Genomic DNA, 26,111 nt, shown 5'->3' with positions numbered 1-26,111 from the left:
AAAAAGGCCCCGAATACGGCATTGCATTCGGGGCCCGTCAAACCATCAATCAACTGTCAGACTGCACCTTAAACGGCATCTCTGTCCTTCGCAGCTTTGCACGCTCGATGGCTTGCTCGGTCAAGGTCCTTTCCAGGTTCTTGAGAGCAGTAAATACGTCCATCTCATCTGCATCCTGCATAGCGAGTTTCAACGCATCGAAATCACTGCGATACGTCGTTTCCAGATACGACTTCCAGAAAGGCTGCTCAAGCATGCCCTCCGCAAGCAAATCACCCTGCTCCAGGCCCAGCACGTGAAGACGAGCAGCCGCGATCATCTCCGGCTCAACGCCTGCCATTTGCCTGAACAACATCCCACGCGATTGCCACGGCAGATCGAGGCTTTCCGCCAGCTCAGTCATGTAGGCCAATTGAACTTCCACTTCATCGATTGTCCCGGTAACAGTGCCATCGGGAGCCAGTCGCCTGAATGTCTTTCCTTCCGCCAAAAGTTCGGCAATGCGACGACGCGCAATAGCGCCTATTTCATCCAGTCGAGTCTTGCCTCTGGCCAACTCCACCAGTTCGGCCTCGACGAGGGCCCGGTTCTGCAGCGCGTAAGCCTCCTTGATCAGCACCTTGACGCCCAGCGCATTGAACAGCTGGCTGGCACCATCGGAGCATTCGGTGACGACAGCCGATTCGGCGAATGCCGTCTCGCGCAACGCCGCATCGTCGTACATCGCCTCAAGCATTCGCCAGAGCTTGGCTGTAAGTTCGGCACGATACGACGTTCCCGGCGTATTGAAATCAGCTGACTCGGTCAATCGGCGTATGACATCAAAAAAATGTTCTGAATAGAATTCATCTTCGATTTCGTCCCAGACGATCAACCTGTTCTTGAACACCGTATCCGGCATGCCCTGCGCCCATTTGAGACTGTCCACCAACCCCCTAGGCGGATAGGGACGGTCCGGGTCCATGCCAACCGATTCCGTATATCGTTTGAGCTTTTCCAGAACATCGGTCGGCATCCACTCGGGTTCGCGACTGACAATGGTGCGACCCAATAGCTCAGCACGGGAGGAGCCGGGTGCAACTTCTGGAATTTCTGTCAGCAGGTTGTATTTAAGGTTCAGATGTATATGGCGCGGTCGCGGTTTTCCGAACAGCCCGATGGGCCATCGGTCAATGCCCGTTTCCTGAAGACTGAGCACTGCCAGCCTTGGCATCTGACTGATATCCGGCACCCTCCCCAATGGATTATTTGCCAATGACAGCAGCTCCAAACGAGTCAAACCCCTCAGGCGTGTGACCGCTTGCTCGGTCAGCGCGATTTGATTGTTGTACAGCCACAAACTGGTCAAATGCCGCAGGTCGCCGATGACCGGAGGTAATCGGTTCAACGCGTTATCCCCCAGGTCCAGGGCGCGAAGTCCGGGGAAATACTCGAGAAACCGTCCTTGGCTACTGAGCATGCTGGCGTTACGCATGCTCAGGCTCGTTACGTGATCGAAATTGGCAGTCAGCTCGGGCAAGCTCGAAAGATGCCGGTTCATCGCAAAACCGTCCAGATTGAGGTGCTGCGCACGGACGATGCCAGGGGCATGGACTCCCTCCGGCCCTGTCCTTTGCCAACATTGCCTGATCACCTTGTAGATCCTGTTTCGCGCTTCCCATTCCGCCACGCCTGCGGGGCCGAAGCGAAAAGACATGGTCGGGGAGTTGATCCAGCGTTGCAGCGTGCTGTTCAGCTGATTGAACTCGTTCTCCAGGGCAATGACACGCGCCTCGGCCGCGTCGGCCACCGGCCCCAGCAACTGCCCGATCTGTTCTTCTGAAAATGTTGGATAAAGCGTGCTCGCCCGCCTTCCCAGCAACGGCTCATCGGCAATCGAGCGATACCCTCGCATGCCGCCACGAAGACGCGTGGCTTCAGGGTCATATGCCGGTTTGCGCACAGGGTGATCACTTAAAATCGATTCGAGTTGATCGCGATCCAGCGGCGAACGTTGCAGGTCGGACTTCAGCCGTTCCCCCTCGAAAATGTCATACCCCAGCGCCCTGCGCTCGTTGTCCGGCAAGGCACGCAACAGCGAAGCAAAGAAATTGTCGGTGCCGTGCAAATGCTGATCCCTGTCATCACGAGCCTGATACCCGCCCTCTTCTTCGAGAATCAACACTTTGCGAATGGGCGCGGTCTCGGGACCGACACTGGCGTGAAGCTTGCCGGTGAAGGAAAACTCACGAATTTCGATGCGCACATCGTTGGACCAGCCTGGCAAATTGGCCAGAGATGCCAGCTCCAGCCTTCGCGTGTCGTTGTTCTCCAGCCCCTCAAGATAGAGCCCTTCATAGGCACGGCTGACTCGTACGCGTTGTTGCGCCTGACGCGCCTGCTCGCGCAAACGCAAGGGAAGGGTCTTTTTTTCTGCCAGATGTTTGAGGTCGGCCGGGGTAGCATCCTGCAACAGACGTTCGGCAACCTCGCTCGGCAATTCTGGATACTCGCTGGTTAACAGGTGTATCTGCGCGCCGTCGGTGACATCGTGCTGCTTGTAAAGAGACTCGAACAGTTGACTGCGTTTTTTTGCAGCCTCGCTCGCCAGCCTTTCCTTGAGGGCCTGGATGCGCACCTCTTTTTTGCTGGAAATTGCGTGTCCAAGCAGCTCGTGGACTTCCTGTTCACTCAGGGTTTCGAGGGTACGCTGTGGCAACTGACCGGCACGGACTTCGGCACGGGTCAATTTGATCCGGCGCGAACTGGCGGCGTCGATGTTGCCGATGATGTTCGACGGCCCCTTCAACTCCTGGCCCTCAAAAATTTCCACGGCCCTGCCTTCCGGCCAGCGGGGCAAGTCGGTCATGAGCCCCGTTACTTCGTCCACCAACTGCTCGGACACCTGATTGGCAAGTATTTGCGGGCCCGCTTCGCCTGCTTCGGCATACAGACTGAAACGCTCGAACGTATCGCTGAGCATGATCGGCGGCGGGTCGAGTTCGACATGCATGCGCCGCAACCCGTCATCCGAAATACCCGCCACCGTCCGGATTTGCTCAAGCTTTTCATCCGGCCACTCCTCTGCTGAAGCGCCCAGACGCCGCAACAAACGCGCCGTGTCCCAGGCCAGTGGTTGGTCAGTTTCGGTTTTCCACACCCCCGCGCCGTTATGCTCGATGACAGGTTGATAGGCCTCGGGTCGGGTCGAATGCTGCAGGCGGTGTTGTCCGGTTTCAGCGTCCTGTGCAACGGAATAATGTTTGCCATCCAATGGCAGCAAACGTTGACCGCCATGTTGATAGATACCCAAATCATTAGCCTGGGCTGTTTCAGGCAACGCCACCGCGTGTTCGTAAGGCGCTAAATCAGGATTCCAGAGCTTTTCCTTGCCATTTATTTGCACCTGTTTGAGTTGGTCGACAAAAGGCGAAGTTTTAATCGGTACAACGCTCTTTTCCGGCAATACATGACCCGCCGCCATGAGCGCCAGCTGCGCAAAGTTGATCAGCGCGCCATTGATGTAGGCCGACGCCTCCTCCTTGTCACCCTTACTCCAGTCCTCGATACCTTCGGCCAGGTCAGCAAGCATTTGCCCCACCATGATGCCCAACATCGCCTCACCGAGACCAGGCACCAGCATCGCGCCGAAGTTGAATATATTCCAGCCGATCTCCAGCGCACTGGTCAATCGCTTCCAACGGGATGCTGCATCTTCATCGCCGGTAGGCACGGCAATTTTCCGGGCGTCTGCGATGGCCTTGTCCCGACGGTGTCGGAACAGGGTGCCCCACAGTTCATCAGCAATGGTATTGGTGATGGGTTCTGCGTTGGGGTTTTCGATTGCAGTTTCCCGCCACCACGGGCCCATATCCAAGGGTTCACGTTGCTGCCAGCTGATGGTCTTGAGACGTTCATTGACTCGAGTGAAAAACCGCCCCTTGTCCTTCTGGTCCACAAACCGGCTGAAAAACTCTTGATAGTCCGAAGTGCGCAGCTGGAATATCAGGGTGGCCATGAAGTCCGCCAGGGAGGCGTATTCTTTTAGCGGATGTTCTGGATCGTCTGGGATGTAAGCAATCAGCGGCCCGGTCATCCGGCTCTGGTTATAAATATCTTCGTTGCGCAGGGTTTCTGCGATAACGCCTTGGGGACCATTGGCAAAGAAGTTCTGCAGTAACTTGTATTGCTCATACACATTTCCCGATAACGCCGGCAGGCGGCGAGACCAGTCGCTCCAAAACTTCACACCTTGTGGCGTCAGTCCGTCGATCGCTTTTTTTATTTCCGAGGGCTCACTGACGGCGCTGAACAAGACGATGCCCGTCAGCTTGAACCCCATGATCGACAGGCGATGATTGAGCAACGCGCGACCCTGCAGTTTGGCATCACGCTTGCCTTCAACAATGGCTCGAAGGCTGTCATAGGCGTTAGTGCTCACATCCCCCTCCAGCCGGGAAACCAGCGCGGAGTACCTGAAAGCGGCTTTTTCACTGGCGATCGATCGCCGCTCAAGTGTGCGCCGGGTATTGACGTCCAGCGGCTTTAACTGCGCGTTGATATGGGTCTGGTACTGCGCTCCGATATCCAGGGTGCGGCAGAGCGAGGCAAACTTTTGCACGGTGATAGTTTTGTCGCGAACCAGAGTGTCCTGTGCGTCTTTTCGGTAAACACCGGAACCGTCTCGAAAAGCGCCATCCTGCGTTTCTTCTTCCTCAAAATTGTGCAGCGCGGCTGCGAGTAACGAGGAACTGCGCACACCACTGGCGCCGGTATCGATGCCAAAAACAATCTTGCTGGGTACCGTCAGTTGCAGTGACAGTTTTTTGAGATCTACATCGACATGGAAGTTTTTTTTCAACGATGCCTTAAGCAGAGGTTCTGCGAAGGCATCGATATCGCTCTGCAGATCACTGATCTGCAAACCCACTTCCTTCTGCAAACGCCAACGTTCCTCCAGCAATTCCTTCAAATGTTCTCGGTCGGTAACGCTTGCGCGCATATACCATTCAGGCAGTTCTGAAGTGTCGTCAAGAAGTGATTTAAGTTGCATTGACGACGCGTTACGCATCGCCTCCGGAATGACGCTGAGCACTCGATGATAATGAACACCCTTTCCTTCCAGACTGGAAAACTCAGGCGACATGCTTCCTTGCGAATCAGACATGTTCAACAACCTTAAAATCAGTATTGAGAACCTCTTAGACTATTCATGCAGTTGAAAAACAAAAGCTCAAATAGCGGGCAATTAAAAGACTGAACTCAATGCCAACCATTCGAAATTCAGATACTGAAAATACATATATACCGACATGAATGAGGGTTCCTGGGAACCTGCAAAATCCGCCAGGACTTACAGATCTGATAGTCCCCCCTTTTACCAGCGGCGCTAATCTGGGCGCACTGATGCGCTCCTATGACTACAGTTGGAGTCCAATTGGGGGCGGCGGATTGAATGCGTATAGGTGGAACGAGTCATCTTGATCCCCCAACCAACAGCTGTAATTGGACAGGACGGCAGGTAACAAATCATTCTGGGAAGACAACAAGATTTAGCTACCCCGGTAAAAAAACCGTAGAAACAGATCAGAGTGCCAATGAGCGATTACTCCACCACCAACCGCCCCAACCGCTGCTTCAACATCCGGTTCTCCGCCCTTAGCTGCTGGACCTCTTCAAGCAGGTCCAGCGCCAGGGCCACACCTTCCCATTCCAGTTCCAGGTCGTGCCGCAGCTTGGCGGCACGCTTGGCCAGCGCGAGCTCGTAATCATTGAAACGCCAGTCCTTGGGCTGCTTGCCCTGAGGTTCGAGGATGCCGTGTTCGACGATTTCGATCACGTAGACGTCCGACAAATCGGTCGCCTCACAGAATTCGGCCAGGTCCAGGTGAACGATCAGGGGTGTGCTCATGACGGGCTACTCCGATTCTGGATTCAGAAGTTTTCTCTAGGGTTGAACGCGGCTTTCTCTGCCAGTTCCTGCCACAACGCCTTGACCTCATCGCTTGCCGTTTTCGGCATCACGGCCTTGAGCTGCACGAACAGGTAGCCGCGCTCGCCGGCCTTGTTCATCAGGCCATGACCCTTGGCGCGCATGCGCTGGCCGTTCTGGCTGCCGGCCGGGACCTTGAGATTGATCTTGCCGGTCAGGGTCGGTACCGCCACTTCAGTACCCAGCGCCAGCTCCCACGGTGCCAATGGCAACGTGATGATCAGGTTCTCGCCTTCAACATCGTATTTCGGGTGCGGTGCAAAACGAATGATCAGGTACAGGTCGCCATTGGCGCCGCCACCCACACCCGGAGCTCCTTGGCCCTTGAGGCGGATGCGCTCGCCGTCGGTCACGCCGGCCGGGATTTTCACGTTCAGGCTTTTACTGGTATTGCTGACATGCTGGCCGGCAGCGTTGTACTGCGGCACCTGGAAGGTGACCTTCTTCGATTCGTTCGAGAGGGTTTCTTCCAGAAAAACCGGTAATTCCATTTCCACGTCTTGCCCTCGACGTCCGGCGCTGCGGCCCGACTGTCCACCCCCAAAACCAGGACCACGGTTGCCGAAGATCGAACTGAAAAAGTCCGAAAAATCGCCCGTGTCCTGACCACCACCGAAACCGCCCGCACCACGCCCCTGCCAACCTGGCGGGCCCTGGAACGGTTGGCCGTGCTGGCCGTATTTGCGCAAGTCGTCGTATTCGGCGCGCTTGTCGGCACTTTTCAGCGCTTCATAGGCTTCCGAGGCGTCCTTGAACTTTTCCTCGGCGTCCTTTTCCTTGCTGACGTCCGGGTGGTATTTGCGCGCCAGCTTGCGATAGGCGGCTTTGATCGCCTTATCGTCCGCCGTCGGCTCCACACCGAGAATCTTGTAATAGTCTTTGAAGTCCATCTAAGGATCACCATCCGTTATCAAATCGTTCAGCCACCTGCAGCATGCGCTGCCAGGCCCAATGCAGACAAGTTTGGGGCGAAGGATAGTCTTTCAAGACGCTATTAGCCGAGATTTAGCGGATAGTCGGCCTTCGAATCTGTGCTGCACTGGCATACACTGCGCGGCCGTTTTTTAACCGGAACTCGAAAGACATGAAAAACGCATCTCCAGCTCGTGCCTGTGGTATCGACTTTGGCACGTCCAACTCCACCGTCGGCTGGATTCGCCCCGGCATGGAAACGCTGATCGCGCTGGAGGATGACAAGATCACCCTGCCGTCGGTGGTGTTCTTCAATATGGAAGAGCGCCGCCCGGTATACGGCCGCCTGGCGCTGCACGAGTACCTGGAAGGCTACGAAGGCCGCCTGATGCGCTCGCTCAAGAGCCTGCTGGGCTCCAAGCTGATCAAGCACGACACCAGTGTCCTCGGCACCGCGATGCCTTTCAAGGACCTGCTCGGGCTGTTTATCGGCCAGTTGAAGAAACGCGCCGAAGCTGCCGCCGGTCGTGAGTTCGAAGAAGTGGTGCTGGGTCGTCCGGTGTTCTTCGTCGATGACGATGAAATGGCTGACCAGGAAGCGGAAAACACCCTGGTGGACGTGGCCCGCGCCATCGGCTTCAAGGATGTGTCGTTCCAGTACGAACCGATTGCCGCGGCGTTCGACTATGAGTCGACCATCGAAAAGGAAGAGCTGGTACTGATCGTCGACATTGGCGGTGGTACGTCCGACTTCTCGCTGGTGCGCCTGTCGCCGGATCGCCGGGCCAATGACAACCGTCACGATGACATCCTCGCCACCGGCGGCGTGCACATCGGCGGTACTGATTTCGACAAGCAGCTGAGCCTGCAAGGCCTGATGCCGCTGTTCGGCTACGGCAGCCGCATGAAGAGTGGTGCGTACATGCCCACCAGCCACCACATGAACCTGGCGACCTGGCACACCATCAACTCGGTGTACTCGCAGAAGTCGACCCTGGCCCTGGGCAGCATGCGTTACGACATCGAGGACACCGGTGGCATCGACCGTCTGTTCAAGCTGATCGATCAGCGCGCCGGTCACTGGCTGGCCATGGAAGTGGAAGAAACCAAGATCCAGCTCACCCACGCCGACAGCCGCCATGTTCCGCTGGACCGTATCGAGCCGGGGTTGAGCGTGGAGTTGAGTCGGGCGCTGTTCGAGTCCGCCATCGAGGCGTTGCTGGAGCGTGTGCGCAACAGCGTGACCAAGATGCTGAACGACGCGAACGTGCGGGTTGATCAGGTGGACACGGTGTTCTTTACCGGTGGTTCGAGCGGGATTCCGGCATTGCGTAACAGCGTTTCCGACATGTTGCCGAATGCACGGCATGTGGAAGGGAATATCTTTGGCAGCATCGGTAGCGGGCTGGCAATTGAGGCCAGCAAGCGCTACGGCACGATGGACTGATCTGAAACCAGGGTGCCCCCATCGCTAGCAGGCTAGCTCCCACATTGGATCTGGGGAGTTCACAAACCAGTGTGGGAGCTAGCCTGCTAGCGATGGCGTCAGATCAGGCAACACATCTGCCCGATCAAACCATCCCAACCTGCTTCAACTCGCTCTTCAGATACGCGTAGTAAATCGGCCCCGCCACCACCCCCGGCAGGCCGAACGCGGCCTCGAACACCAGCATTGCCAGCAGCAACTCCCACGACTTGGCACTGATCTGCCCGCCGACGATGCGCGCATTCAGGAAGTATTCGAGCTTGTGGATAAAAATCAAATAACCCAGCGCCGCCACGGCGACCCAGATCGACAGCGACAAGCCGACGATGGTGATCAGCGTGTTCGACATCAGGTTGCCGATCACCGGCAACAAGCCAAGCAGGAAGGTCAGCACGATCAGGGTCTTGGTCAGCGGTAACTTGATGCCAAACATCGGCAGGATCACCGCCAGGAAAATCCCGGTAAAGAACGTGTTGAGCAGGGAAATCTTGATCTGGGCAAACACGATGTTGCGAAATGCCTGGACCAGCAGGTGCAGACGATCGAACAGTGCGGCGGCCAGTGGTTTGCGTTTGGTCACGTCCGGCACACGCTGCAACGCGATGATCGCGCCCAGCACCATGCCGATGAGCAACGTCACGAACATGTGCGCCGCGTCTTTGCCGACGAGCTGCAGGTCGCTAAGGTGCTTGCTCATCCACTCGCCAATGGCGACCCGGAATTCGGCGGCACTGGCCGGCAGGTAGGCGTCGATGAACGGCGGCAATTGCCCACGCGCCCGGTCGACCACATGCATGAATTTGTCGAGGGAGGCGCCGGGATTCTCCGCTTCGTGCAGCAGGAAACTGATCGCCCCGGCGAAAATCAGCGCCAGCACGCTCACCACCAAGGTGCCCAGCAAGGCTACCGCCAGCCAGCGCGCTCGCCGGCCTTCGATCAGACGTTGCAGCTGCGGGGTGAGCATGTTGACCAGTTCGAACACCAGCAATCCGGCCAGCAGGCTCGGCAGCAACCGCAGAGGAATCACCAACAGCAAACCACCAAAAATGATGACCCAACTGATAAGCAGCAAGACATGGCGTTGAGAAAACGTTGGCATACAGCCTCAAAACGAACGGCGTAAAAGGATGGGCAGTCTGCCAGCGTTCGGATGGCAGCACTAGGGAATGTGTGGGGCGACCTTGGTCGGGGGGCCCGAAAGATTTGTAGTGCCCTTGTCGGCCCCTTCGCGGGCAAGCCCGCTCCCACAGATAGTCCTGCAAACACCGATCAAATGTGGGAGCGAGCCTGCTCCGGGCGGCGTTCCGACGATGAGGCCTTTAAAGCCCCCACACCCTCCAGCCAGATCTTTATTTTTTCTTCAAGCAATCACTCATGAACGCTTTACGCGCATCGCCCTTGAGCGCCTGGGTGGCGGCTGTCGCATTACAGGTTTTCATTTTCTCTTGCTGCGGGGTCAGTGCCTTCGCGTCATCGTTTGCCGCCGGCGCCGCCTTCAGGCAGGTGCTCATGAATGTCTTGCGCTCATCGCCCTTGAGGCTTTTTGCCGTTGCGTCGGCGTTACAGGTGGTCATCTTGTTCTGTTGGGCCGTGGCCGCGAAGCCTTGAGAGCAGAGCAGCAAACCGATCATCAGCAAAGGGACACGCAACATCTTCATGGAGTTTTCTCCTGGTCGCCGCACCGAGGGACACGGCCTTGTTCAGGAGTGTAGACAACGCCTGTTACACCTTCCTGCTATCAAGATGGCTACGCCGATACTGCTCCGGCGTGCACCCCGCCTGCCGTTGAAACATCGCGATAAACGCAGAACCGGTGCTGTAACCCATATCGAACGCGACGTCCTGGATGCTGCGATGGCTGTCCAGTGCTTCGATCGCCGAGAGGAAGCGCAGGCGCTGCCGCCACTCCCCGAAACTCATGCCCAACTCACGCACGAACTGCCGCGCCAACGTGCGCTCGCTGACATGGATTAGCGCAGCCCAGGCTGACAGCGGGCGATTATCCCCAGGCTCGGCCTGCAACGCTTCAAGAATCGCGAGCAGCCCGGCACTGCTGGCGTAGGGCAAATAGCACTCATGAATCGGCGCCAGTTGCAGTTGATCGACCAGCACCTGGGCCAGGCGCTGGTCCGCCGCGTTTTCGGGAATCTTCACGTCCCTCTCGGCGAAGTCCTTGAGGATCGCCTTGAGAATGTCGCTGATCGCCAGCGTGCAAGCCTGCTGGGGCAGGTCGAGGCACAACGAAGGCGCAAGGCAGACCGCACGGTAGTTGACCGGTTGATTGCTGTAGAAGCTGTGTTCGATGTGCGGCGGCACCCACACCGCATACTGCGGGGGTGACATGAATCGGCTGCTGCCGATTTCCATGTGCAACACGCCATTGGCCGAATACTCGAGCGTGCCCCACGGATGACGATGAGGCGCGGCATATTCGTGCGTGTCGAAGTCGGCATACCGGAAGTAGACCGGGGACGGCAGTTCGCTGAAATCCAGCAAGTCGATGTGTTTACTGGTCATGCTGTCCGTCATCAAGGGCAGGTTGTCTGGATCGAAGTATAAGCTTTCATCCAGACAGACGATAATTGTCCCTCATTAACGTTCTGGTTGTTCCTGATGCAATACGCTTATCCCCTGCTTGCCATTTTTATCTGGGCCGGCAACACCGTGATCAACAAGCTCGCCGTTGGCGCGATCTTTCCTGCGGAGATCGGTTTCTATCGCTGGCTGCTGGCGGGCTTGCTCTTCACGCCCTTTATGCTCAAACCGGTGATCGCCCATTGGCCGCTGATCCGTCCCAATCTGGGCAAGATTTTTATCCTCGGTGTGCTCGGCATGGCGGTTTATCAGAGCCTGGCGTACTTCGCCGCGACCCTGACCTCGGCCACCAACATGGGCATCATCCTGTCGCTGATGCCCTTGATGTCTCTCGCCATGGCAATTGCCAGCCTCGGCCAGCGCCTGACGGCGGGTGCATTGACCGGCGCCGTGCTGTCATTTGCCGGCGTGCTGGTGGTGGTGTCGTCCGGTAGCCTGGCGGCATTGCTGGAACACGGCGTGAACCTGGGCGATGCGATGATGTTGATCGCCACCCTGGCCTATGCGATCTACAGCACGCTGCTGAAAAAATGGCAGCTGCGCCTGCCGCCGCTGGTGTTGTTGTACTTGCAGGTACTGGTGGCGGTGATCGTGTTGTTTCCGCTGTTCATCGCTTCGCCAAAGGTCGGCCCGACCCTGCAAAACATCCCGCTGGTGCTGTATGCCTGCCTGCTCGCTTCGATGGTGGCACCCCTGGCGTGGATGCAGGCAATTGTGCGTCTCGGCCCGAGCCGGACCACGCTGTTTTTCAATCTGCTGCCGTTGATCACCGCGTTGATTGCGGCGGTGGTGTTGCATGAGCAGCTGGCGATGTATCACTTGGTGGGCGGGGTGTTGACGCTGGGTGGGGTGATTCTGTCGGAGCGCTGGACCACTGTTTTGGGCCGTAAACAAAGCATTGCCTGACCTGACGCCATCGTCGGAATGCCGCCCAGACCAGGCTCACTCCCACAATGGATTTTGCCTGGCATTAAATGGGTGAATACCTGTAGGAGTGAGCCTGCTCGCGATGAACGATGTCGCGGTCTGACACTAAACCCCGGCCGCTTTCAACCGCGCCGCATGCTCCATAAACAAACGAATCGGCTCAGCCCCCTTCCCCACCAGCCCCAGCGACTGATTGACGATGTCGAAGTGATCCAGCGGATACTCATCGCCGATCACCGTCCCCAAATGCGAACTGTAGCGCCCGACCATCCCGTCGCAATGCCCGACTTCCCGAACAAAGGTCCTGGCAAATAACCGGCAGCTGCGATTTGTCCCGTCAAACAGGTTTCGTCCACGATCAGTCTTGCCCGGCTGCAAGGTCCCGGACCACGAGTAATAGCGCACCCCATTCACTTCTTCCGGCCCCTGCCCGCCCCAGGTGGCCGGCAATCCCTGTGGATAACGTTGATTAAAAAGCGCCACCCCTTGCGTGGTGAGGGATTGATGCGAGGCCGGGATATCCACTGGCAACCTGGGCCCGCGATAACCGGTTTCCAGCAAGCTCATCAACGCGCCGATCAAGCGCAGCAAAACGCTGAGAAGGCGTCCCTTGGCGCTGTCCGCCGGGTAGTGTTTTTCCAGGTAATCCGCCAGTTCCGAACCGTGATTCGGCCCGGCCACAGAGGTCACCGAAGCTACCCGATCCGGACGCATGGCGGCAGCATACCGGGCCGTCAGCGAACCTTGGCTGTGGCCGATCAGATTGACTTTCCCGGCCCCGGTTTCGCGCAGGATTTCCTCTATCCGCGCGAGCAACTGCTCACCGCGCACCTCGCTGGAATTGAGGGGTGAAACCTGCACCGCAAACACCGTTGCACCACCCCGGCGCAATGCCGAAATGATCCCGTACCAGTACGGATAAAGCAGCAAACGGACAAATCCGAGCATTCCCGGGACCAGCACCAGCGGATAGCGCGTGGCGGAACCTTGCGACATGGGCGAACTTCCTTGTGGGCGGTGAGGGGTAACAAGGCGGGATGCAAGACATCAGCCAAGCATTGCCCCGGAACATGACAACTCGACGACGAGTCTATGACATCCGCCTACTTCAACCCCACCACACCCGCAACGATCAGTGCGACCGAGACCAACTTGATTGCCGTAAGACTCTCGCCGAGCAGCGCAAATCCTAGAAATACCGTGCCCAGCGAACCGATGGCAGTCCAGATCGGATAGGCGATGCTGACCGGCAGCTCACGCATGGCCAATGTCAGGAAGTAAATCCCGGCCACCGCGGCGATCACGGTGATGAGTGAGGGCCAAAGCCGGGTGAAGCCGTCAGCGTACTTCATGCCCATGGCAAAAGTGACTTCGAACCCGGCAGCGATCAGCAAATACAGCCAGGCCATCTAGAACTCCCTGACCAGCGCCAGCAAACGCTGTTCGGCCACGGCAGCAGAGATCTGGAAGGTGCGTTCGGCAGACTCTTCCCCCTCAGCGTCGACCACGGTGACATCATTGATGCCGATAAAGCCCAGTGCAGTGCGCAGCAGAGTATCGGCATGATTCAAGGCTTCCAGTTCGCCCCCCGGCCCGAATCCAAAACCACCGCGCGTGGTCACAATCAGGGCTTTCTTGCCCCGTACCAGCGGCTCGTATTGCGCCACGCCATTATCAAGGGTGTGATTGAACGTCAGCCCGAGCCTGACAATCTGGTCGATCCAGGCCTTGAGCCCACTCGGCACGCTGAAGTTATGCATGGGCGTGGAAATCAGCAGCACGTCATGGCCGAGCAATTCGCGAACCAGTTCGTCACTGAACGCGAGGTCAGCTTGCATCGCTAATGGACGAGCATCCGGCTCGGGGTAAAACGCGGCAGCCACAAACGCCTCGTTTACCGGCGGGATAAGTGCCCGGCCGACTTCGCGTCGTGTCAGACGCGCCCCAGGATTGGCTGCTTGCCAAGCCGTTACAAACACCTCGGCCAAGCGCCGGGAATGTGACCGCTCGCCACGTGGACTCGCATGCACCACAAGAATTTCACTCATCTGAATCTCCTTTATGACTAAACTCATATTGTCTGTGGCTAATAGCGTGTAGCGCTGGGCCATCCTCATCAAATGAGTAAAAGTCACTCTGGATGAATTCATTTCATCCATGGAGTATTGAATGTTTGCCTCACTGCCACTCACCGCCCTGCGCGCCTTTGAATCGGCTTCCCGCCTGCTGAGCTTCAAGGCAGCGGCAGAAGAACTGGCCGTCACACCAACGGCGATTTCCCATCAGATCCGCGCCCTGGAAAGCTGGCTTGGCGTGTCGTTGTTCGAGCGATTGCCGCGACAGGTTCGCCTGACCGAAGGAGGTGAACGATTGTTCCGCACCCTGCACGACGCGTTTCTGGACGTGGCGCAAAGCGTCGACACATTGCGCCCGCAACGCAGTGGCGCGAGCCTGACGATTTCCACCACTGCAGCCTTCGCCGCCTTGTGGCTGGTGCCGCGTCTGGGCCGCTTCTATGCGCGCCATCCCGACATCAGCGTGCGACTCGATACCCATTGCGAGGTGATCGACTTGCATCAGGACGCGAGCGTCGATCTGGTGTTGCGCTATAGCCTCGATGACTATCCCAATCTGTTTGGCCTGTGCCTTTTTGATGAGGCCTTCGGCGTTTATGGCTCGCCCGAGCAAGTCGCGTTAGCCCGCGGTCGAGTGCCAACGCTGATCAGCGTGCGATGGCATAACTCAAAACTTTATGCCCATGGCTGGGAGGCCTGGTGTGCGCAGTCCGGGGAATCCTGGTTAAAGGGGCAACCAGCGGTGCGCGAGTACGACGAGGAGCATTACGCCTTGCAAGCCGCCATTGCCGGTCAAGGTCTGGTGCTGGCAAGCAATATTCTCGTGTCGCAAAGCGTGGCCAGCGGATTACTGGTGGGGTATCGGAGCGACATTCAGGTCGAGGGCGCAGGTTATAGCGCCCTGTGCGTACCGGGTCGCGAGCGTCATCCCCCGGTTCGGGCGTTTTTTGCATGGCTGCAGGAGGAGGCACGTCTGTCCGGTTTGGTACCAAGATCGCAGGCTTCGTCAGCTCGCGACGAAGAACGGCAAATTACATAAAACTTTTCGCAGCCCCCATCACTCACACCTTAAGTAGCGATCGCGTCCTCAGAGGCGTGACGCCAACCGGATTAGCCTCCAGGAGAACGAGATGAGTGACATGCATTTGTCTGATGTAACCACCCTTCGAGCACGGGCCCGTCAAAACGTCGAGAATGGCGCAGTGACCGAAAGCTACAGCGCCGATATTGAGGAAGTGCTGCGCTTGCTCAACGAATCGCTGGCCACAGAACTGGTCTGCGTGTTGCGCTACAAGCGCCACTACTTCATGGCCAACGGCCTCAAAGCCCATGTGGCGGCTGAAGAGTTCCTTGAACACGCCAAGCAGGAAGGACAACACGCCGACAGACTCGCCGAACGCATCGTGCAATTGGGCGGAGAGCCGGAGTTCAACCCTGACACGCTGTCGAAAAACTCCCATGCTCAATATGTGGCGGGTAACTCATTAAAAGAAATGGTTTATGAAGACCTGGTGGCCGAGCGTATTGCCATCGACAGTTATCGCGAGATCATTCAATACATTGGCGAAAAAGACCCGACGACGCGGCGCATCTTCGAAGATATATTGGCTCAGGAAGAGGAGCATGCTGATGATATGGCCGACATATTGAAAGACTTATAAGCACGTTGACTGCCTTATCGCGCCGGCTGCGCGATAAGGCTTTTCACCGAACACTAACAATCACACTTGGCGTCACACATACACTATAGATTTCCCCCCAAGCATACTTAACTATAGAACCACACCCCAGTGGCTGTATAAATTAAAATTGCAAAGAGGAAATCCATATGTTTTTAGAACAACGACTAGAATTTATCGACACGCTGCCAACTCTCCCGGCAGAAACGCTACGCCCGTTCATGTCCGCAGATAGCCCTGCAATCCAACATGACGCAAACAAACCAACCGCAACCGTGATGCCCAGCACAATAGATGCGTACTTACCCGGCGTGCCGCAAAACGTCATTGACGACGTCGATTTATGCAAACTGATCATGCAAAATGCTGCCACGAAAAAATTCCCTGAAGATGATCAATTATTTGAGTGGTACAAATTCTATGTCGACGGCTTGTTCAATCTTGGCTGGGTCTTTCAGAACAAAAACATGCAAGAAACGACCATTAAACAAGTTGGACTTACCATGGACATGGTCTCCCTGATGGTGACACGAGAACTGGTAGGCGCAACCGCTGCTCCGGTGCTAGCACATGTAGCAAAAACAGCGGTAGAGGCCATACAAAAAAGACCGCAATCGATTGAAATTTTCGACACCCAAAGAAAACTTGGCAAGCAAGCCAAGTTCGATATCGCTCCAGTCTGGCTAGATCAGGCCGGCTCACCCAATATGATACTCAACTGCATCTCCCTGGATGCCCGAGAGAGCAGCCGCGGCATTCTTTTCTGGAAATCCACAAAACAGTCGACCACCATAAAAACAGGCGCAGCACGTGCCTATTTGAACCTTAAAACTTTTTCGCTCATCAGTGACAGCCTTTACAGAAAATACGCCGCCAACTCTAAAAAATACATTGATCAACTTCCAGACCTGGATTTTTGATAGCCATTAAAGACACATTGAAATCGGCAAGGTCATTGCCGATTTCAACTGCGATCTTCATACTTAATAGATCTGGAGCTTCCTTATGAACCCCTACCGTTCGACATTTACATTTCAGGTGGAAACATAACAATCATCCTTGGCACGCACGCCCCCGAAATAATAAATGACATTCTACACTCTGACCTCTACAGCAAACTGTTCGCCCAACTGAAAAGCAATGACCGCGAATTATTGTGGTCGCACTATACAAACACCTTGAGCGGATTAAAATGGACCATTAAAAGCCGGGAAGTTCTCCGATCAGAGTTCGAGACAACCAACCTCTTAGAACTTTTAAAGCAAAGCACCGAGAACTCCTTATTAACACTTGAACAACAAGCACTCGCGACAGCGTTTCGAAAGCTGAAAAGCGCTTCTGACGGTTCACCGGCTATCAAAGCCATTCTAGACAGACTCAATTCGAATAGCTTAGCTACTAGTAAACAAACCCTTCCAACGCACCATTCAACGTCGACTCTACTCACAATCGTCCGCCTGAACAAAAGCATGTTAACGGTGCAAGTGTCGTTCGAATCCACCTGTGCCATGGATATGCGAATTCTGACCTCGTCGGTCATACACCCTATCAAGGACGACAAAGCCAACGTAAGACTGCTCACCTGTCAATTGTCGGAACCAAAATACAGCGAGCTTAGAGAGGGCATCATTAAAAAACTGGGTAGCAAAATCGAGACACAGTTACTTCATGTATAAGCCACGACAGCCCCAAACTGAAATTTTTTATCTGCGAACAACAGCTCTCGGATGCTCCATTCGAGAGCTGTCAGTCGACTGTCCCGCCAGTGACTACCCTTTCACCGTCTTTGGCGCCTTGCCCGCCTTCATCTGCTCCAGCAATGGCGCGCACTGATTCGGCTCACCTCCGCTAGGCGCCACCAACGCCAGCAACCCGGCCGCCGGCGCAGCGATGACACCCAACGCAACCATTCCAGCCCCGCGCAACAGCAACGGTACAGCCTTCACCCCCGCATCCGGCTTGATGAACTTGCCCCGGACGTACAGCGGCGAGCGCAACGAAATCAGGCGCCAGCCTTTTGATTCCGGTGTGATGGTCAGGTCCAGTTGCTCGGTTGCCATGTTCGCCGTTCCATCGATGTAGATAATCGCGTTCTCGGTATCGAAAACGAACAGGCGGGTGGTTGCCAGGCCAGTCTTGATATCGAAATCAGCGGCCGCGCAATTTATCTTCACTTCCTTGTCGCCAAATATCTTGCCGACCACATAGTTGCCCACATTAAGCCCGGCCAATTCCATCAACTCGCGGCTGATGGCGCCGTCATTGATCAGCATCTTAAGGTTGCCATTGGAGGTGGCCAGCAACTTCGCCACCGAGTTGCCACGTCCGGTGATGTCGGCATCGCCGTTGAGCTCACCGAAGCTGGTTTTCATCGGTTCGAAAGTCGGGAACAGCTGCTTGAGCTTGAAGCCACGCGCGGTCAATTTAGCCCGGCCTTCCAGCGGTTCGGTGTGACCATTCAGGCGGATCTGCGCATCGAGCGTGCCGCCGGCTACGCCGAAACGCAGAGGTTCAAGGCTCAGAACTCCATCGGTCAGCACGAGGTGGGTATAAAGGTCATTGAACGGCAGCTTCTCACTGTGGACGATGCGCTTGCCGGTGAATTCAACATCGGCGTCCATGTCGCGCCAGCGCTCGGTCTTGAACTCCTCGACCGGCAACACCTTGTCCGCCGGCTGCTTGCTTTCGCCACCCCGGGCCTTTTGCTTTGTATTGGAGTCAGCGCCAATCAGCGGCGCCAGGTCGGCAAACAGCAACTGGTTGGACACCAGAGCACCGCTGAGTTTTGGCCGCGGCTGACTGGCGACGTAGGCCAGGCTCCCATGAATGTCGCTCTCGCCGATCTTGCCGTTGAATTTTTCATAGCGGAATACTGCGCCACCCGGCTCATGCAGCTTGGCGATCAAATGACCGTCGGTGGCATAGGGCGGGGTGTCCGGCAGGGTCACGCCTGTCAGCGGATACAGGTTACCCAGACTGGCACCGGCCAGTTTCAGGCGCAGGTCCAGCGCACCCAGGTTTAGCGGATCGGTCAGGGTGCCCGCCAACTCGACACGGGTGTCGGCAATCTGCACTTGGGCCTGAAGCGGGAAAGGTCGATTCGCGTCCTGTAACGCCAGCAAACCGCCAATCTTGCCTTCGCCGGTGAGCTTCTGACCGTGATACTGGCCTTTGGTCTTGATCGCGAAGGCGTAATCCTGTGGCGAGGCGCCCTTCTCCTGCGCGTTTTTCGCGGCTTTGTCGCCGACGATATCGCTGAATGGAATCGGCTTGCCCAACGGATCGATCAACACATCAAGCTGCGTTTTCAGGGTTTGGTCGTCGAGGGTCACGTGGCCTTTATCGAAGCCAATCGCGCCAATATCCACCACCCAGCTCGACGGCTCAGCGTCTGGATCCTTGGGGTCGAACTTGAACGTCCAGTTGGCGCGGCCATCGGCCAGTCGTTGCAGATCGGCATTCGGTTCGGTGAGGTCAATGCGTGGAATCACAACACGCTGCGCCAGCAGGGCCAACGGCGAGATGCGCAGCTCGACCCGTTTGAGGGTGACCATTTGTGGCTTTTTCGACCACTCGGGATTGCCCAGGCTCAGATCTTCCGCAACCACGTGCGGCCAAGGTACCCAGGCGCGCCATCCTCCCTCCTCGGGTTCGCGTTGCCAGACCACGGCCAGGTTGCCGTTGATGGCAAAGGGACGGTGCAGCTCTTCGGAGACTTTGGCATTGAGCGGCGGTTTGATCCGGTTCCAATCGAAGAACACGATGATCAACACCAGCACTGCCAGCAGAAGAACGAGGCTGGCGAAGGTCCAGGCCATTACTTTACGAGTGCGCGTCATTGCACAGGGCTCCTTTATACGACTGAGCGCCCTGACTGCGACGCACATATGAATACGGTAGGCCAGAACGGGCCGACCATGACATCTAGGACTGGGAAACGGCGCTCAGGTTTAACCGAAATGCCGATTAATACTCAAATAATCGTCCCTCCACACACTGCCCCCCTCGATAGGCGTTACCGCCCCCGCACTTTTGCGTGGCACGAGTGAGTCGAAAATACCCACACCAGTGCAAAAACGTCCGCCGGAAACGCCCGGTTTAGAGCCATCGCAGGGAACAATCAATTCCGTTGATTATTACCATTGCGTTTATGAACTTTTATATCGACTTATCGAGAGTAGCATTGACCTCGTACCCACTTTATCGCCCTCCCAAGGAGCAACCCATCATGAAACGCCAATTACTGCTTAGCCTTACCCTTTCCATGCTGGCCAGCACCGCTTTCGCTCTGCCAGCTGCTGACCAAGCCACTCCGCAAGTCAAAGACAGCCGCTCGGTGTTCAGCCAAACCGTCGCTGCTGATGGTTCCGACCGCACTCCACAGGGCCAGACACTCGCCGAAGGCGGTAACGATCGCCTGAAAGAAAAAGGCCTGATCACCCAGGATGGCTCGGACCGCACTCCACAAGGTCAGACCCTGGCTGCTGACGGCTCCGATCGCACCCCACAAGGCCAAACCCTGGCGGCTGACGGTTCCGACCGCACCCCACAAGGCCAAACCCTGGCGGCTGACGGTTCCGATCGCACTCCACAAGGCCAAACCCTGGCTGCTGACGGCTCCGATCGCACCCCACAAGGTCAGACCCTGGCTGCTGACGGCTCCGATCGCACTCCACAAGGCCAAACCCTGGCTGAAGGTGGTGGTGACCGTGTAATCGAACGCAACAGTGCCTTGAGCTAAGCCCATGGCGGCCTTGAAAAAAAGCCCAATCCCCGGATTGGGCTTTTGACTTTTCAGCCTTTGACCTTATAGACGCTACCCCTGCGCGCATAATCCCGATAGTCGTTCGACGCCGGCAAAGCCTATTTGCTAGAGTGCGTCGCTGCCCTTATCCAGAAATCTCCTTGCGATGCTGCCCCGCGCCGAACAGAAACAACAGACCCGCAACGCCTTGATGGACGCTGCCCGCCATTTGATGGAAAGCGGCCGAGGATTCGGCAGCCTGAGCCTGCGTGAAGTGACGAAAACCGCCGGGATCGTCCCCACCGGTTTCTACCGGCATTTCGCTGATATGGATGAGCTCGGCCTGGTGCTGGTGAGTGAAGTCGGCCAGACCTTCCGCGAAACCATTCGCCTTGTGCGGCACAACGAGTTCGTCATGGGCGGCATCATTGACGCCTCTGTGCGGATCTTTCTCGATGTCGTCGCGGCCAATCGATCGCAATTTCTTTTTCTCGCCCGCGAGCAGTACGGTGGTTCACTGCAAGTGCGCCAGGCCATCGGTCGTTTGCGCGAAGACATCAGCTCCGACCTGGCGTCCGATCTGTCCTTAATGCCCAAACTGCAACACCTGGACATTGCCGGACTGAGCGTCGTGGCGGATCTGATCGTGAAAAGTGTTTTTGCAACCCTGCCAGACATCATCGATCCACCGGCCGAAGCGTTGCCGGAGCACCTTACGCCACAGGCGAAGATCACCCAGCAGCTGCGCTTCATCTTTATCGGGCTCAAACATTGGCAAGGACTCGGCAGCACCGAGTGACCTTTTTTTGAGCGTTGCAAATTGGTGCATGCGCTTTTGATATGCACCAATTTCAGTCACATTTTCGCCACAGACCGAGTCACCAGCCAAGATCTGTCAGGCATTTCCTACGCATCGTCCGATTGGCAAGCCCCTTGCTCTAGCCTGACTATCGCTCATTGCTGGAAGCCTACCGATGCTGGTGATTCATCGTAGAATCGACCCTCAACCCGTCTGGGCCGCCGAGTTGCACCTGACCTTCGACGCCCGTAGCAAGAGCCGTTTGCGCTGTTTCAGTGCCGATGGCGAAGACGTCGGGTTGTTTTTGGAGCGCGGTCAGCCGCCCCTGTATGACGGCGAATGCCTGCAAGCTGAAGACGGGCGTACCGTTCGCGTCTGCGCCCGCCCTGAACAACTGCTGCATGTCACGTGCGCCAACGCATTCGAACTGACGCGGGCCGCTTACCACCTGGGAAATCGCCACGTTGCCCTGCAAGTCGGCGACGGTTGGTTGCGCCTGCTGGACGACTACGTACTCAAGGCCATGCTCGAGCAGCTCGATGCCAAGGTCGACCCCATCGAAGCACCATTCCAACCCGAACACGGCGCTTACGGCGGCGGCCATCATCACTCGCGCCATGGCGACGAAGATTTCAATTACCCCCCGAAACTGCACCAGTTCGGCGTTCGGCTATGAATCCGGCGTGGGCGCTGTTGCGTCTGGCCAGTCCGCAGCTGCCGATTGGTGGCTACAGCTATTCCCAAGGCCTGGAAATGGCTGTGGATAACGGCCGGGTCGATGATCCGGACAGTGCACGACGCTGGATCAGCGGCCAGTTGCTGCTCAACCTGGCACGCTTCGAAGCGCCATTGTTGCTGGCTCACTGCGAGGCGGCCGCGCAAGAAAACTGGGGCAGCTTGTTACAGCACTGCGAGGAACACCGCGCAAGCCGGGAAACACGCGAGCTGTATCAGGAAAGTCGGCAGATGGGATATTCCCTCCAGCAATTGCTCAATGGTTTGCCGGAACTGGATGCCGCCGCGCGCGCCTTTCTCGAACAGCGTCCAGAACCGCATTTGGCTCTCTGTTGGGCGCTGGCCGCACGCGCCTGGCACATCAGTGCGCAAGATGCGCTGGCTGCCTGGCTCTGGAGCTGGTTGGAGAATCAATTAGCGGTGCTGATGAAAACCCTGCCCCTCGGCCAGCAAGCGGCGCAGCGCCTGACCAGCCAGCTGCTCCCGCTGTTGCAGGAAGCCCAGCAGAACGCCACTCAAATCAACCCCGAACACTATGGCAGCGCCGCTTTCGGCCTGTCCCTGGCGTGCATGGCGCATGAGCGCCAGTACAGCCGACTGTTCCGTTCCTAGGGCCTTTTCACTTGGAGAATCACATGAACACACAACCCCTGCGCGTCGGCATCGGCGGCCCGGTTGGTTCGGGTAAAACCGCCCTGACGCTGGCCCTGTGCCTGGCCCTGCGCGACCGTTACAACCTGGCCGTCGTGACCAACGATATCTACACCCGCGAAGACGCTGACTTCCTGGTGCGCAACGAAGCCCTCGCACCTGAGCGCATTATTGGCGTGGAAACCGGCGGCTGCCCGCACACCGCCATTCGCGAAGACGCCTCGATCAATCTCGAAGCGGTGGATCAATTGAACCGGCGCTTTCCGGGGCTGGACCTGATTCTCGTGGAGTCCGGTGGCGACAACCTGTCGGCGACGTTCAGCCCGGAACTGTCCGACCTGACCATCTACGTGATCGATGTCTCGGCCGGCGACAAGCTGCCGCGCAAGGGCGGGCCGGGCATCTGCAAGTCCGACTTGCTGGTGATCAACAAGATCGACCTTGCACCGCTGGTGGGCGCGTCCCTGACCCTGATGGACAGCGACACGACCCGCATGCGCAACGGCAAGCCGTTCGTGTTCAGCAACCAGAAAACCGGCCAGGGACTGGAAGAAATCATTGCCTTCATCGAACGCCAGGGTTTGCTGACTGCAGCCTGATCACACCATTTTTTTCAACAAGGAAGCTTATCCATGACACTTAAACGCATGCTGGGCGCCATGACCCTGTTGCTGACTCCGGCGCTCGCCTTTGCTCACCCGGGCCATGGCGACAATGGATTGATGGCCGGCATCAGCCACCCGATTGGTGGCCTCGATCACTTACTGGCAATGGTTGCGGTCGGATTGTGGGCAGCGCAGCAGAATGGCGCGGCTCGCTGGCTACTGCCCTGCACGTTCGTCGGCACCATGCTGGTGGGCGGTATGTTGGGGTTTGAAGGCTTGAAGTTGCCCGCGCTGGAAAGCGGGATCGCGGCATCGGTGTTGGCGTTGGGCCTGGCGGTAGCGCTGGCGGTGCGTCCGCCGTTGAGCATGGCAGTGGCGGCGACGGCGTTGTTTGCGCTGTTCCACGGCGTGGCGCATGGTTTGGAATTGCCGGACATGTCGAACCCTTGGGCGTATGCCGCAGGATTCGTGGCGGCGACAGCGGCGCTGCATGCCGCAGGCTATGCGGTTGTGCGGGTGTTGCCACAAGCGGCAGCACCGTTGGTTCGAGTGGCGGGGGCGGCTTCAGCGGCGACTGGGGTGTGGTTGCTGGCGGGCTGAGTTCTCGATCGTCTTGTCTGGCCTCATCGTCGGAACGCCGCCCGGACCAAGCTCGCGATGAGGCCAGACAGACACCCCATCTCCAAGGCCTGCTACCATGTCGCGCATTCGCCTCTGCCGTGACGACGCCAGCCAATGCCTCATGTTCCCCGCTCCGCCTCCCAGCCTGAATTGACCGCTCTGTTCAACTCGGTGCAACAGCATTTCCAGGATGTGATCGTGCCCCTGTGGCAAGGCCCCGGCTGGAATGCCAAGCTGGCGCTGCCCTATGAGGCACTGGATGCAAACCATCAGCCGCTGCCACCGCAGCGCTACCGGGCGATGGCGTGCGCACGGCAGCTGTATCTGTTCTCCAGCCTGATCGGCCAGGTGCCGGCTGCTGAAGAGCGGGCCGAGGCACTGTTTCATTCCTTGCAGCAGCACTTCCACGACGCTGAACACGGCGGCTGGTTTTACAGCATCGACCCGCAAGGAGCGCCGCTGGATCAACGCAAGGATCTCTACACCCATGCCTTCATCCTGTTCGCCTGCGCCCACTATTGGGACAAGGTTCGCGACCCGTCGGTGGAATCGGTACTCGACAGCGCACTGGACGTGATCACGCAACGTTTCGCTACGGGCGACGGCCTGTACGAAGCCAGCCTCGATCGTGACTGGTCATCCCTGAACAGCGGCCCCCTGCAGAATCCCCTGATGCACTTGGCGGAAGCGTTTCTCGCGACGCTTTCGGCGCGCGAAGACGCCGTCGTGCAAGGCGCACTCGTTGAGTTATGCACAGCCATGCAGCAACAGTTCATCGATCCGCAACACGGTGTGTTGATGGAGAAGCCGCTGGGCGCTGTGGATAACTGGTTTGAACCGGGGCATCAATTCGAGTGGTATTTCCTGCTCGAATCATCAGCCCTTCTGCGCGGTTCTGAATTGCACACATCACTCGACCGGGCGTTTTCGCTGACCGAGCAATGGGGTGTGAACCAACAGTCGGGTGCCGTGCAGGCGATGCTTGAGCTGGATGGCCACATCAAGGATGCCACCCAACGAATCTGGGCCCAGGCTGAGTATCTGCGGGCGCTGACCTTGCGCCCGGATGCAGAAGCCTCTGTGCAACGTCAACTTGTGGCATTGCAGCAGCACTTTCTGCATGCGGGCGGCTGGTATGAGTGTCGGGATGAGCAGGGTGAGGTGAGCCGCAAGGACATGCCTTCGACGACGCCTTATCACCTGGCGACCTGTTATCGCGGGTTGGCTGACTATCTGCGCTAAGTGATCGAACGCCTTCGCGGGCAAGCCAAGCTCCCACATGTTTCGCGGTGCACGCACTATTGCGCAACAACGCAGGCCCTGTGGGAGCGTTGCTTGCCCGCGATGGGACCATCAGCTAATTACGCAATCCACTTTTTGTCCCCGGTAAAGCTGATAGTCAGCCATCGCGCCGCATCAGCCTTGCCGAGCTTCGAGGAAATCTCCTCCCGCAACGCATCCAGTTGCCCTACGTTCTGCAACGGGTAATCCGCCGGCAACACCACATGAATCTCGATAAAACACGCCCGCCCGTGCTTCTGCACGTAGGAAATGTAGTCGTCGAAACCGTGTTCGTCCTTGGCTGCTTCCATGACCTGACGCACCCTGTCATCCAGTTGATCCGGCGCAATCCCCAGCACATCACGCAGCGCTGGGGCGAGGATCTTGAAGGCCGGAGGGAGCATGCTCAACGCCAGCACGATCAGGATCAACGGGTCGACGTACATCGCCCACTCGTCATACCCCTGGGTCTTGAGCAGCAGTGCAATCAGGAAACTGACCAGCAAGCCCACCGAGAGCATCGCATCCACCAGCCAACTGATATTGTCGAACTGGATGAGCGTTGACCGCAGTTTTCGATTGCGATGCCGGACGTAGAAGAAATACGCAAACTCGACGACGGTAAATACCGCTGCGTAGATGATCACCAGCCCGAGCTCGATCTCTCGGCCACCATTGATGATGCCGAACACACCATTGAGAAAGGCGTAGATGGCAATCAAGAACAAAAAGCTGCCCTCGATCAACAGCACCATGGGTTCCAGGTGCCAGAAGCCGAACTGAAAGCGGTCGTTACTTTCCTTGGCGATCAGTTTGGCGGTGATGAGCATCAAGACCTTGATGAAGGTCGCGATCAACGAAAAAAAACCATCGAACAGGATGGATTGGGCACCTGAAATAAAACCAGTCACGATCCCGGCGATCGCCACGGCCAACATGAGAATGGTCGATTGCTTGAGCAGTGACTGCTCACCTTTGTTACTCACGTAGCCTCCTCTTGCACCTTGACGCCGCAGGGTGCGGCGGGGTG

Annotated in this window: 23 protein-coding genes; 12 read left to right on the top strand and 11 right to left on the bottom strand. The window is 57.3% G+C overall.

Features of this window, described 5'->3' with window-relative positions; all coding sequences use genetic code 11:
- Positions 1-49: 49 nt before the first annotated feature.
- The 3 genes from ACA063_RS02765 to ACA063_RS02755 form a co-directional block, all read right to left on the bottom strand.
- Positions 50-5,146, bottom strand: a complete 5,097-nt coding sequence (locus ACA063_RS02765; RefSeq protein WP_497664701.1) for a dermonecrotic toxin domain-containing protein — start codon at positions 5,144-5,146, stop codon at positions 50-52.
- 438 nt (positions 5,147-5,584) lie between these two features.
- Positions 5,585-5,890, bottom strand: coding sequence for a chaperone modulator CbpM (locus tag ACA063_RS02760; RefSeq protein ID WP_477795656.1), 306 nt, complete (start codon positions 5,888-5,890; stop codon positions 5,585-5,587).
- Between the two features lie 23 nt (positions 5,891-5,913).
- Complete coding sequence (locus tag ACA063_RS02755) at positions 5,914-6,861, bottom strand: DnaJ C-terminal domain-containing protein (RefSeq protein WP_497664700.1); 948 nt, start codon at positions 6,859-6,861, stop codon at positions 5,914-5,916.
- 194 nt (positions 6,862-7,055) lie between these two features.
- On the opposite strand from ACA063_RS02755, the gene ACA063_RS02750 reads away from it, so the two are divergent.
- A complete protein-coding gene (locus tag ACA063_RS02750; RefSeq protein ID WP_490146201.1) occupies positions 7,056-8,330 on the top strand; it encodes an Hsp70 family protein in 1,275 nt (424 codons plus the stop codon).
- A 124-nt stretch (positions 8,331-8,454) separates the two neighbouring features.
- On the opposite strand, the gene ACA063_RS02745 is transcribed toward ACA063_RS02750, so the two are convergent.
- From ACA063_RS02745 to ACA063_RS02735, 3 genes are all read right to left on the bottom strand, one after another.
- Positions 8,455-9,468, bottom strand: coding sequence for an AI-2E family transporter (locus ACA063_RS02745; RefSeq protein WP_497664699.1), 1,014 nt, complete (start codon positions 9,466-9,468; stop codon positions 8,455-8,457).
- 250 nt (positions 9,469-9,718) lie between these two features.
- A complete protein-coding gene (locus ACA063_RS02740; protein ID WP_497664698.1) occupies positions 9,719-10,027 on the bottom strand; it encodes a PsiF family protein in 309 nt (102 codons plus the stop codon).
- A 64-nt stretch (positions 10,028-10,091) separates the two neighbouring features.
- Entirely contained in the window at positions 10,092-10,886 is a 795-nt protein-coding gene (locus ACA063_RS02735; protein WP_497664697.1) for an AraC family transcriptional regulator, read from the bottom strand.
- A gap of 96 nt (positions 10,887-10,982) precedes the next feature.
- On the opposite strand from ACA063_RS02735, the gene ACA063_RS02730 reads away from it, so the two are divergent.
- Positions 10,983-11,870 (top strand): DMT family transporter, encoded by an 888-nt coding sequence (locus ACA063_RS02730; RefSeq protein WP_497664696.1) that lies wholly within the window; start codon positions 10,983-10,985, stop codon positions 11,868-11,870.
- Between the two features lie 126 nt (positions 11,871-11,996).
- Here ACA063_RS02730 and ACA063_RS02725 read toward each other — a convergent pair whose 3' ends face one another.
- The 3 genes from ACA063_RS02725 to ACA063_RS02715 all read right to left on the bottom strand — a co-directional run bounded on the left by ACA063_RS02725 (position 11,997) and on the right by ACA063_RS02715 (position 13,939).
- On the bottom strand, positions 11,997-12,887 hold the full coding sequence (locus tag ACA063_RS02725) for an esterase/lipase family protein (protein WP_497664695.1): 891 nt from the start codon (positions 12,885-12,887) through the stop codon (positions 11,997-11,999).
- A gap of 107 nt (positions 12,888-12,994) precedes the next feature.
- Positions 12,995-13,300, bottom strand: coding sequence for a DMT family transporter (locus ACA063_RS02720; protein ID WP_497664694.1), 306 nt, complete (start codon positions 13,298-13,300; stop codon positions 12,995-12,997).
- Positions 13,301-13,939, bottom strand: coding sequence for an FMN-dependent NADH-azoreductase (locus ACA063_RS02715; RefSeq protein ID WP_497664693.1), 639 nt, complete (start codon positions 13,937-13,939; stop codon positions 13,301-13,303). It lies immediately after the preceding gene.
- 121 nt (positions 13,940-14,060) lie between these two features.
- Here ACA063_RS02715 and ACA063_RS02710 point away from each other — a divergent pair, with 121 nt between their 5' ends.
- The 3 genes from ACA063_RS02710 (at position 14,061) to ACA063_RS02700 (ending at position 16,565) form a co-directional block, all read left to right on the top strand.
- Positions 14,061-15,005, top strand: coding sequence for a LysR substrate-binding domain-containing protein (locus ACA063_RS02710; RefSeq protein ID WP_497664692.1), 945 nt, complete (start codon positions 14,061-14,063; stop codon positions 15,003-15,005).
- 91 nt (positions 15,006-15,096) lie between these two features.
- Complete coding sequence (locus ACA063_RS02705; RefSeq protein WP_497664691.1) at positions 15,097-15,627, top strand: ferritin-like domain-containing protein; 531 nt, start codon at positions 15,097-15,099, stop codon at positions 15,625-15,627.
- Positions 15,628-15,794: 167 nt separating this feature from the next.
- On the top strand, positions 15,795-16,565 hold the full coding sequence (locus tag ACA063_RS02700) for a hypothetical protein (protein ID WP_497664690.1): 771 nt from the start codon (positions 15,795-15,797) through the stop codon (positions 16,563-16,565).
- Between the two features lie 849 nt (positions 16,566-17,414).
- On the opposite strand, the gene ACA063_RS02695 is transcribed toward ACA063_RS02700, so the two are convergent.
- A complete protein-coding gene (locus ACA063_RS02695) occupies positions 17,415-19,484 on the bottom strand; it encodes an AsmA family protein (RefSeq protein WP_497664689.1) in 2,070 nt (689 codons plus the stop codon).
- Positions 19,485-19,873: 389 nt separating this feature from the next.
- Here ACA063_RS02695 and ACA063_RS02690 point away from each other — a divergent pair, with 389 nt between their 5' ends.
- From ACA063_RS02690 to ACA063_RS02660, 7 genes are all read left to right on the top strand, one after another.
- Positions 19,874-20,386 (top strand): hypothetical protein, encoded by a 513-nt coding sequence (locus ACA063_RS02690; protein WP_162437075.1) that lies wholly within the window; start codon positions 19,874-19,876, stop codon positions 20,384-20,386.
- A gap of 169 nt (positions 20,387-20,555) precedes the next feature.
- Positions 20,556-21,188 carry a TetR family transcriptional regulator gene (locus tag ACA063_RS02685; protein WP_497664688.1) on the top strand — a complete coding sequence of 211 codons (633 nt, stop codon included), beginning with the start codon at positions 20,556-20,558 and terminating at the stop codon, positions 21,186-21,188.
- Positions 21,189-21,363: 175 nt separating this feature from the next.
- Complete coding sequence (gene ureE, locus ACA063_RS02680) at positions 21,364-21,864, top strand: urease accessory protein UreE (RefSeq protein ID WP_497664687.1); 501 nt, start codon at positions 21,364-21,366, stop codon at positions 21,862-21,864.
- A complete protein-coding gene (locus tag ACA063_RS02675) occupies positions 21,861-22,535 on the top strand; it encodes an urease accessory protein UreF (protein WP_497664686.1) in 675 nt (224 codons plus the stop codon). Before ureE ends, ACA063_RS02675 begins: the two co-directional genes overlap by 4 nt.
- A 23-nt stretch (positions 22,536-22,558) precedes the next feature.
- Positions 22,559-23,173 carry an urease accessory protein UreG gene (gene ureG, locus ACA063_RS02670; RefSeq protein WP_047536839.1) on the top strand — a complete coding sequence of 205 codons (615 nt, stop codon included), beginning with the start codon at positions 22,559-22,561 and terminating at the stop codon, positions 23,171-23,173.
- 33 nt (positions 23,174-23,206) lie between these two features.
- On the top strand, positions 23,207-23,779 hold the full coding sequence (locus ACA063_RS02665) for a HupE/UreJ family protein (protein WP_497664685.1): 573 nt from the start codon (positions 23,207-23,209) through the stop codon (positions 23,777-23,779).
- A gap of 135 nt (positions 23,780-23,914) precedes the next feature.
- Positions 23,915-25,042 carry an AGE family epimerase/isomerase gene (locus tag ACA063_RS02660; RefSeq protein WP_497664684.1) on the top strand — a complete coding sequence of 376 codons (1,128 nt, stop codon included), beginning with the start codon at positions 23,915-23,917 and terminating at the stop codon, positions 25,040-25,042.
- A gap of 119 nt (positions 25,043-25,161) precedes the next feature.
- On the opposite strand, the gene ACA063_RS02655 is transcribed toward ACA063_RS02660, so the two are convergent.
- A complete protein-coding gene (locus tag ACA063_RS02655; protein ID WP_497664683.1) occupies positions 25,162-26,067 on the bottom strand; it encodes a cation diffusion facilitator family transporter in 906 nt (301 codons plus the stop codon).
- Positions 26,068-26,111: the final 44 nt, after the last annotated feature.

It is taken from the genome of Pseudomonas sp. LBUM1643, from assembly GCF_059716215.1.
Note: the sequence above shows the minus strand (reverse complement) of the source record. Positions and strands in the feature narration are given on the sequence as shown.

Excerpts from the sequence above, each read along its gene's own strand:
- ACA063_RS02705 (WP_497664691.1), top strand. The coding sequence starts at position 15,097 with ATGAGTGACATGCATTTGTCTGATGTAACCACCCTTCGAGCACGGGCC.
- ACA063_RS02720 (WP_497664694.1), bottom strand. The coding sequence starts at position 13,300 with ATGGCCTGGCTGTATTTGCTGATCGCTGCCGGGTTCGAAGTCACTTTT.
- ACA063_RS02675 (WP_497664686.1), top strand. The coding sequence starts at position 21,861 with ATGAATCCGGCGTGGGCGCTGTTGCGTCTGGCCAGTCCGCAGCTGCCG.
- ACA063_RS02690 (WP_162437075.1), top strand. The coding sequence starts at position 19,874 with ATGAAACGCCAATTACTGCTTAGCCTTACCCTTTCCATGCTGGCCAGC.
- ACA063_RS02765 (WP_497664701.1), bottom strand. The coding sequence starts at position 5,146 with ATGTCTGATTCGCAAGGAAGCATGTCGCCTGAGTTTTCCAGTCTGGAA.
- ACA063_RS02730 (WP_497664696.1), top strand. The coding sequence starts at position 10,983 with ATGCAATACGCTTATCCCCTGCTTGCCATTTTTATCTGGGCCGGCAAC.
- ACA063_RS02695 (WP_497664689.1), bottom strand. The coding sequence starts at position 19,484 with ATGACGCGCACTCGTAAAGTAATGGCCTGGACCTTCGCCAGCCTCGTT.
- ACA063_RS02755 (WP_497664700.1), bottom strand. The coding sequence starts at position 6,861 with ATGGACTTCAAAGACTATTACAAGATTCTCGGTGTGGAGCCGACGGCG.
- ACA063_RS02715 (WP_497664693.1), bottom strand. The coding sequence starts at position 13,939 with ATGAGTGAAATTCTTGTGGTGCATGCGAGTCCACGTGGCGAGCGGTCA.
- ureG (WP_047536839.1), top strand. The coding sequence starts at position 22,559 with ATGAACACACAACCCCTGCGCGTCGGCATCGGCGGCCCGGTTGGTTCG.
- ACA063_RS02740 (WP_497664698.1), bottom strand. The coding sequence starts at position 10,027 with ATGAAGATGTTGCGTGTCCCTTTGCTGATGATCGGTTTGCTGCTCTGC.
- ACA063_RS02750 (WP_490146201.1), top strand. The coding sequence starts at position 7,056 with ATGAAAAACGCATCTCCAGCTCGTGCCTGTGGTATCGACTTTGGCACG.
- ACA063_RS02710 (WP_497664692.1), top strand. The coding sequence starts at position 14,061 with ATGTTTGCCTCACTGCCACTCACCGCCCTGCGCGCCTTTGAATCGGCT.
- ACA063_RS02660 (WP_497664684.1), top strand. The coding sequence starts at position 23,915 with ATGCCTCATGTTCCCCGCTCCGCCTCCCAGCCTGAATTGACCGCTCTG.
- ACA063_RS02700 (WP_497664690.1), top strand. The coding sequence starts at position 15,795 with ATGTTTTTAGAACAACGACTAGAATTTATCGACACGCTGCCAACTCTC.
- ACA063_RS02745 (WP_497664699.1), bottom strand. The coding sequence starts at position 9,468 with ATGCCAACGTTTTCTCAACGCCATGTCTTGCTGCTTATCAGTTGGGTC.
- ACA063_RS02725 (WP_497664695.1), bottom strand. The coding sequence starts at position 12,887 with ATGTCGCAAGGTTCCGCCACGCGCTATCCGCTGGTGCTGGTCCCGGGA.
- ACA063_RS02760 (WP_477795656.1), bottom strand. The coding sequence starts at position 5,890 with ATGAGCACACCCCTGATCGTTCACCTGGACCTGGCCGAATTCTGTGAG.
- ureE (WP_497664687.1), top strand. The coding sequence starts at position 21,364 with ATGCTGGTGATTCATCGTAGAATCGACCCTCAACCCGTCTGGGCCGCC.
- ACA063_RS02735 (WP_497664697.1), bottom strand. The coding sequence starts at position 10,886 with ATGACCAGTAAACACATCGACTTGCTGGATTTCAGCGAACTGCCGTCC.
- ACA063_RS02685 (WP_497664688.1), top strand. The coding sequence starts at position 20,556 with ATGCTGCCCCGCGCCGAACAGAAACAACAGACCCGCAACGCCTTGATG.
- ACA063_RS02665 (WP_497664685.1), top strand. The coding sequence starts at position 23,207 with ATGACACTTAAACGCATGCTGGGCGCCATGACCCTGTTGCTGACTCCG.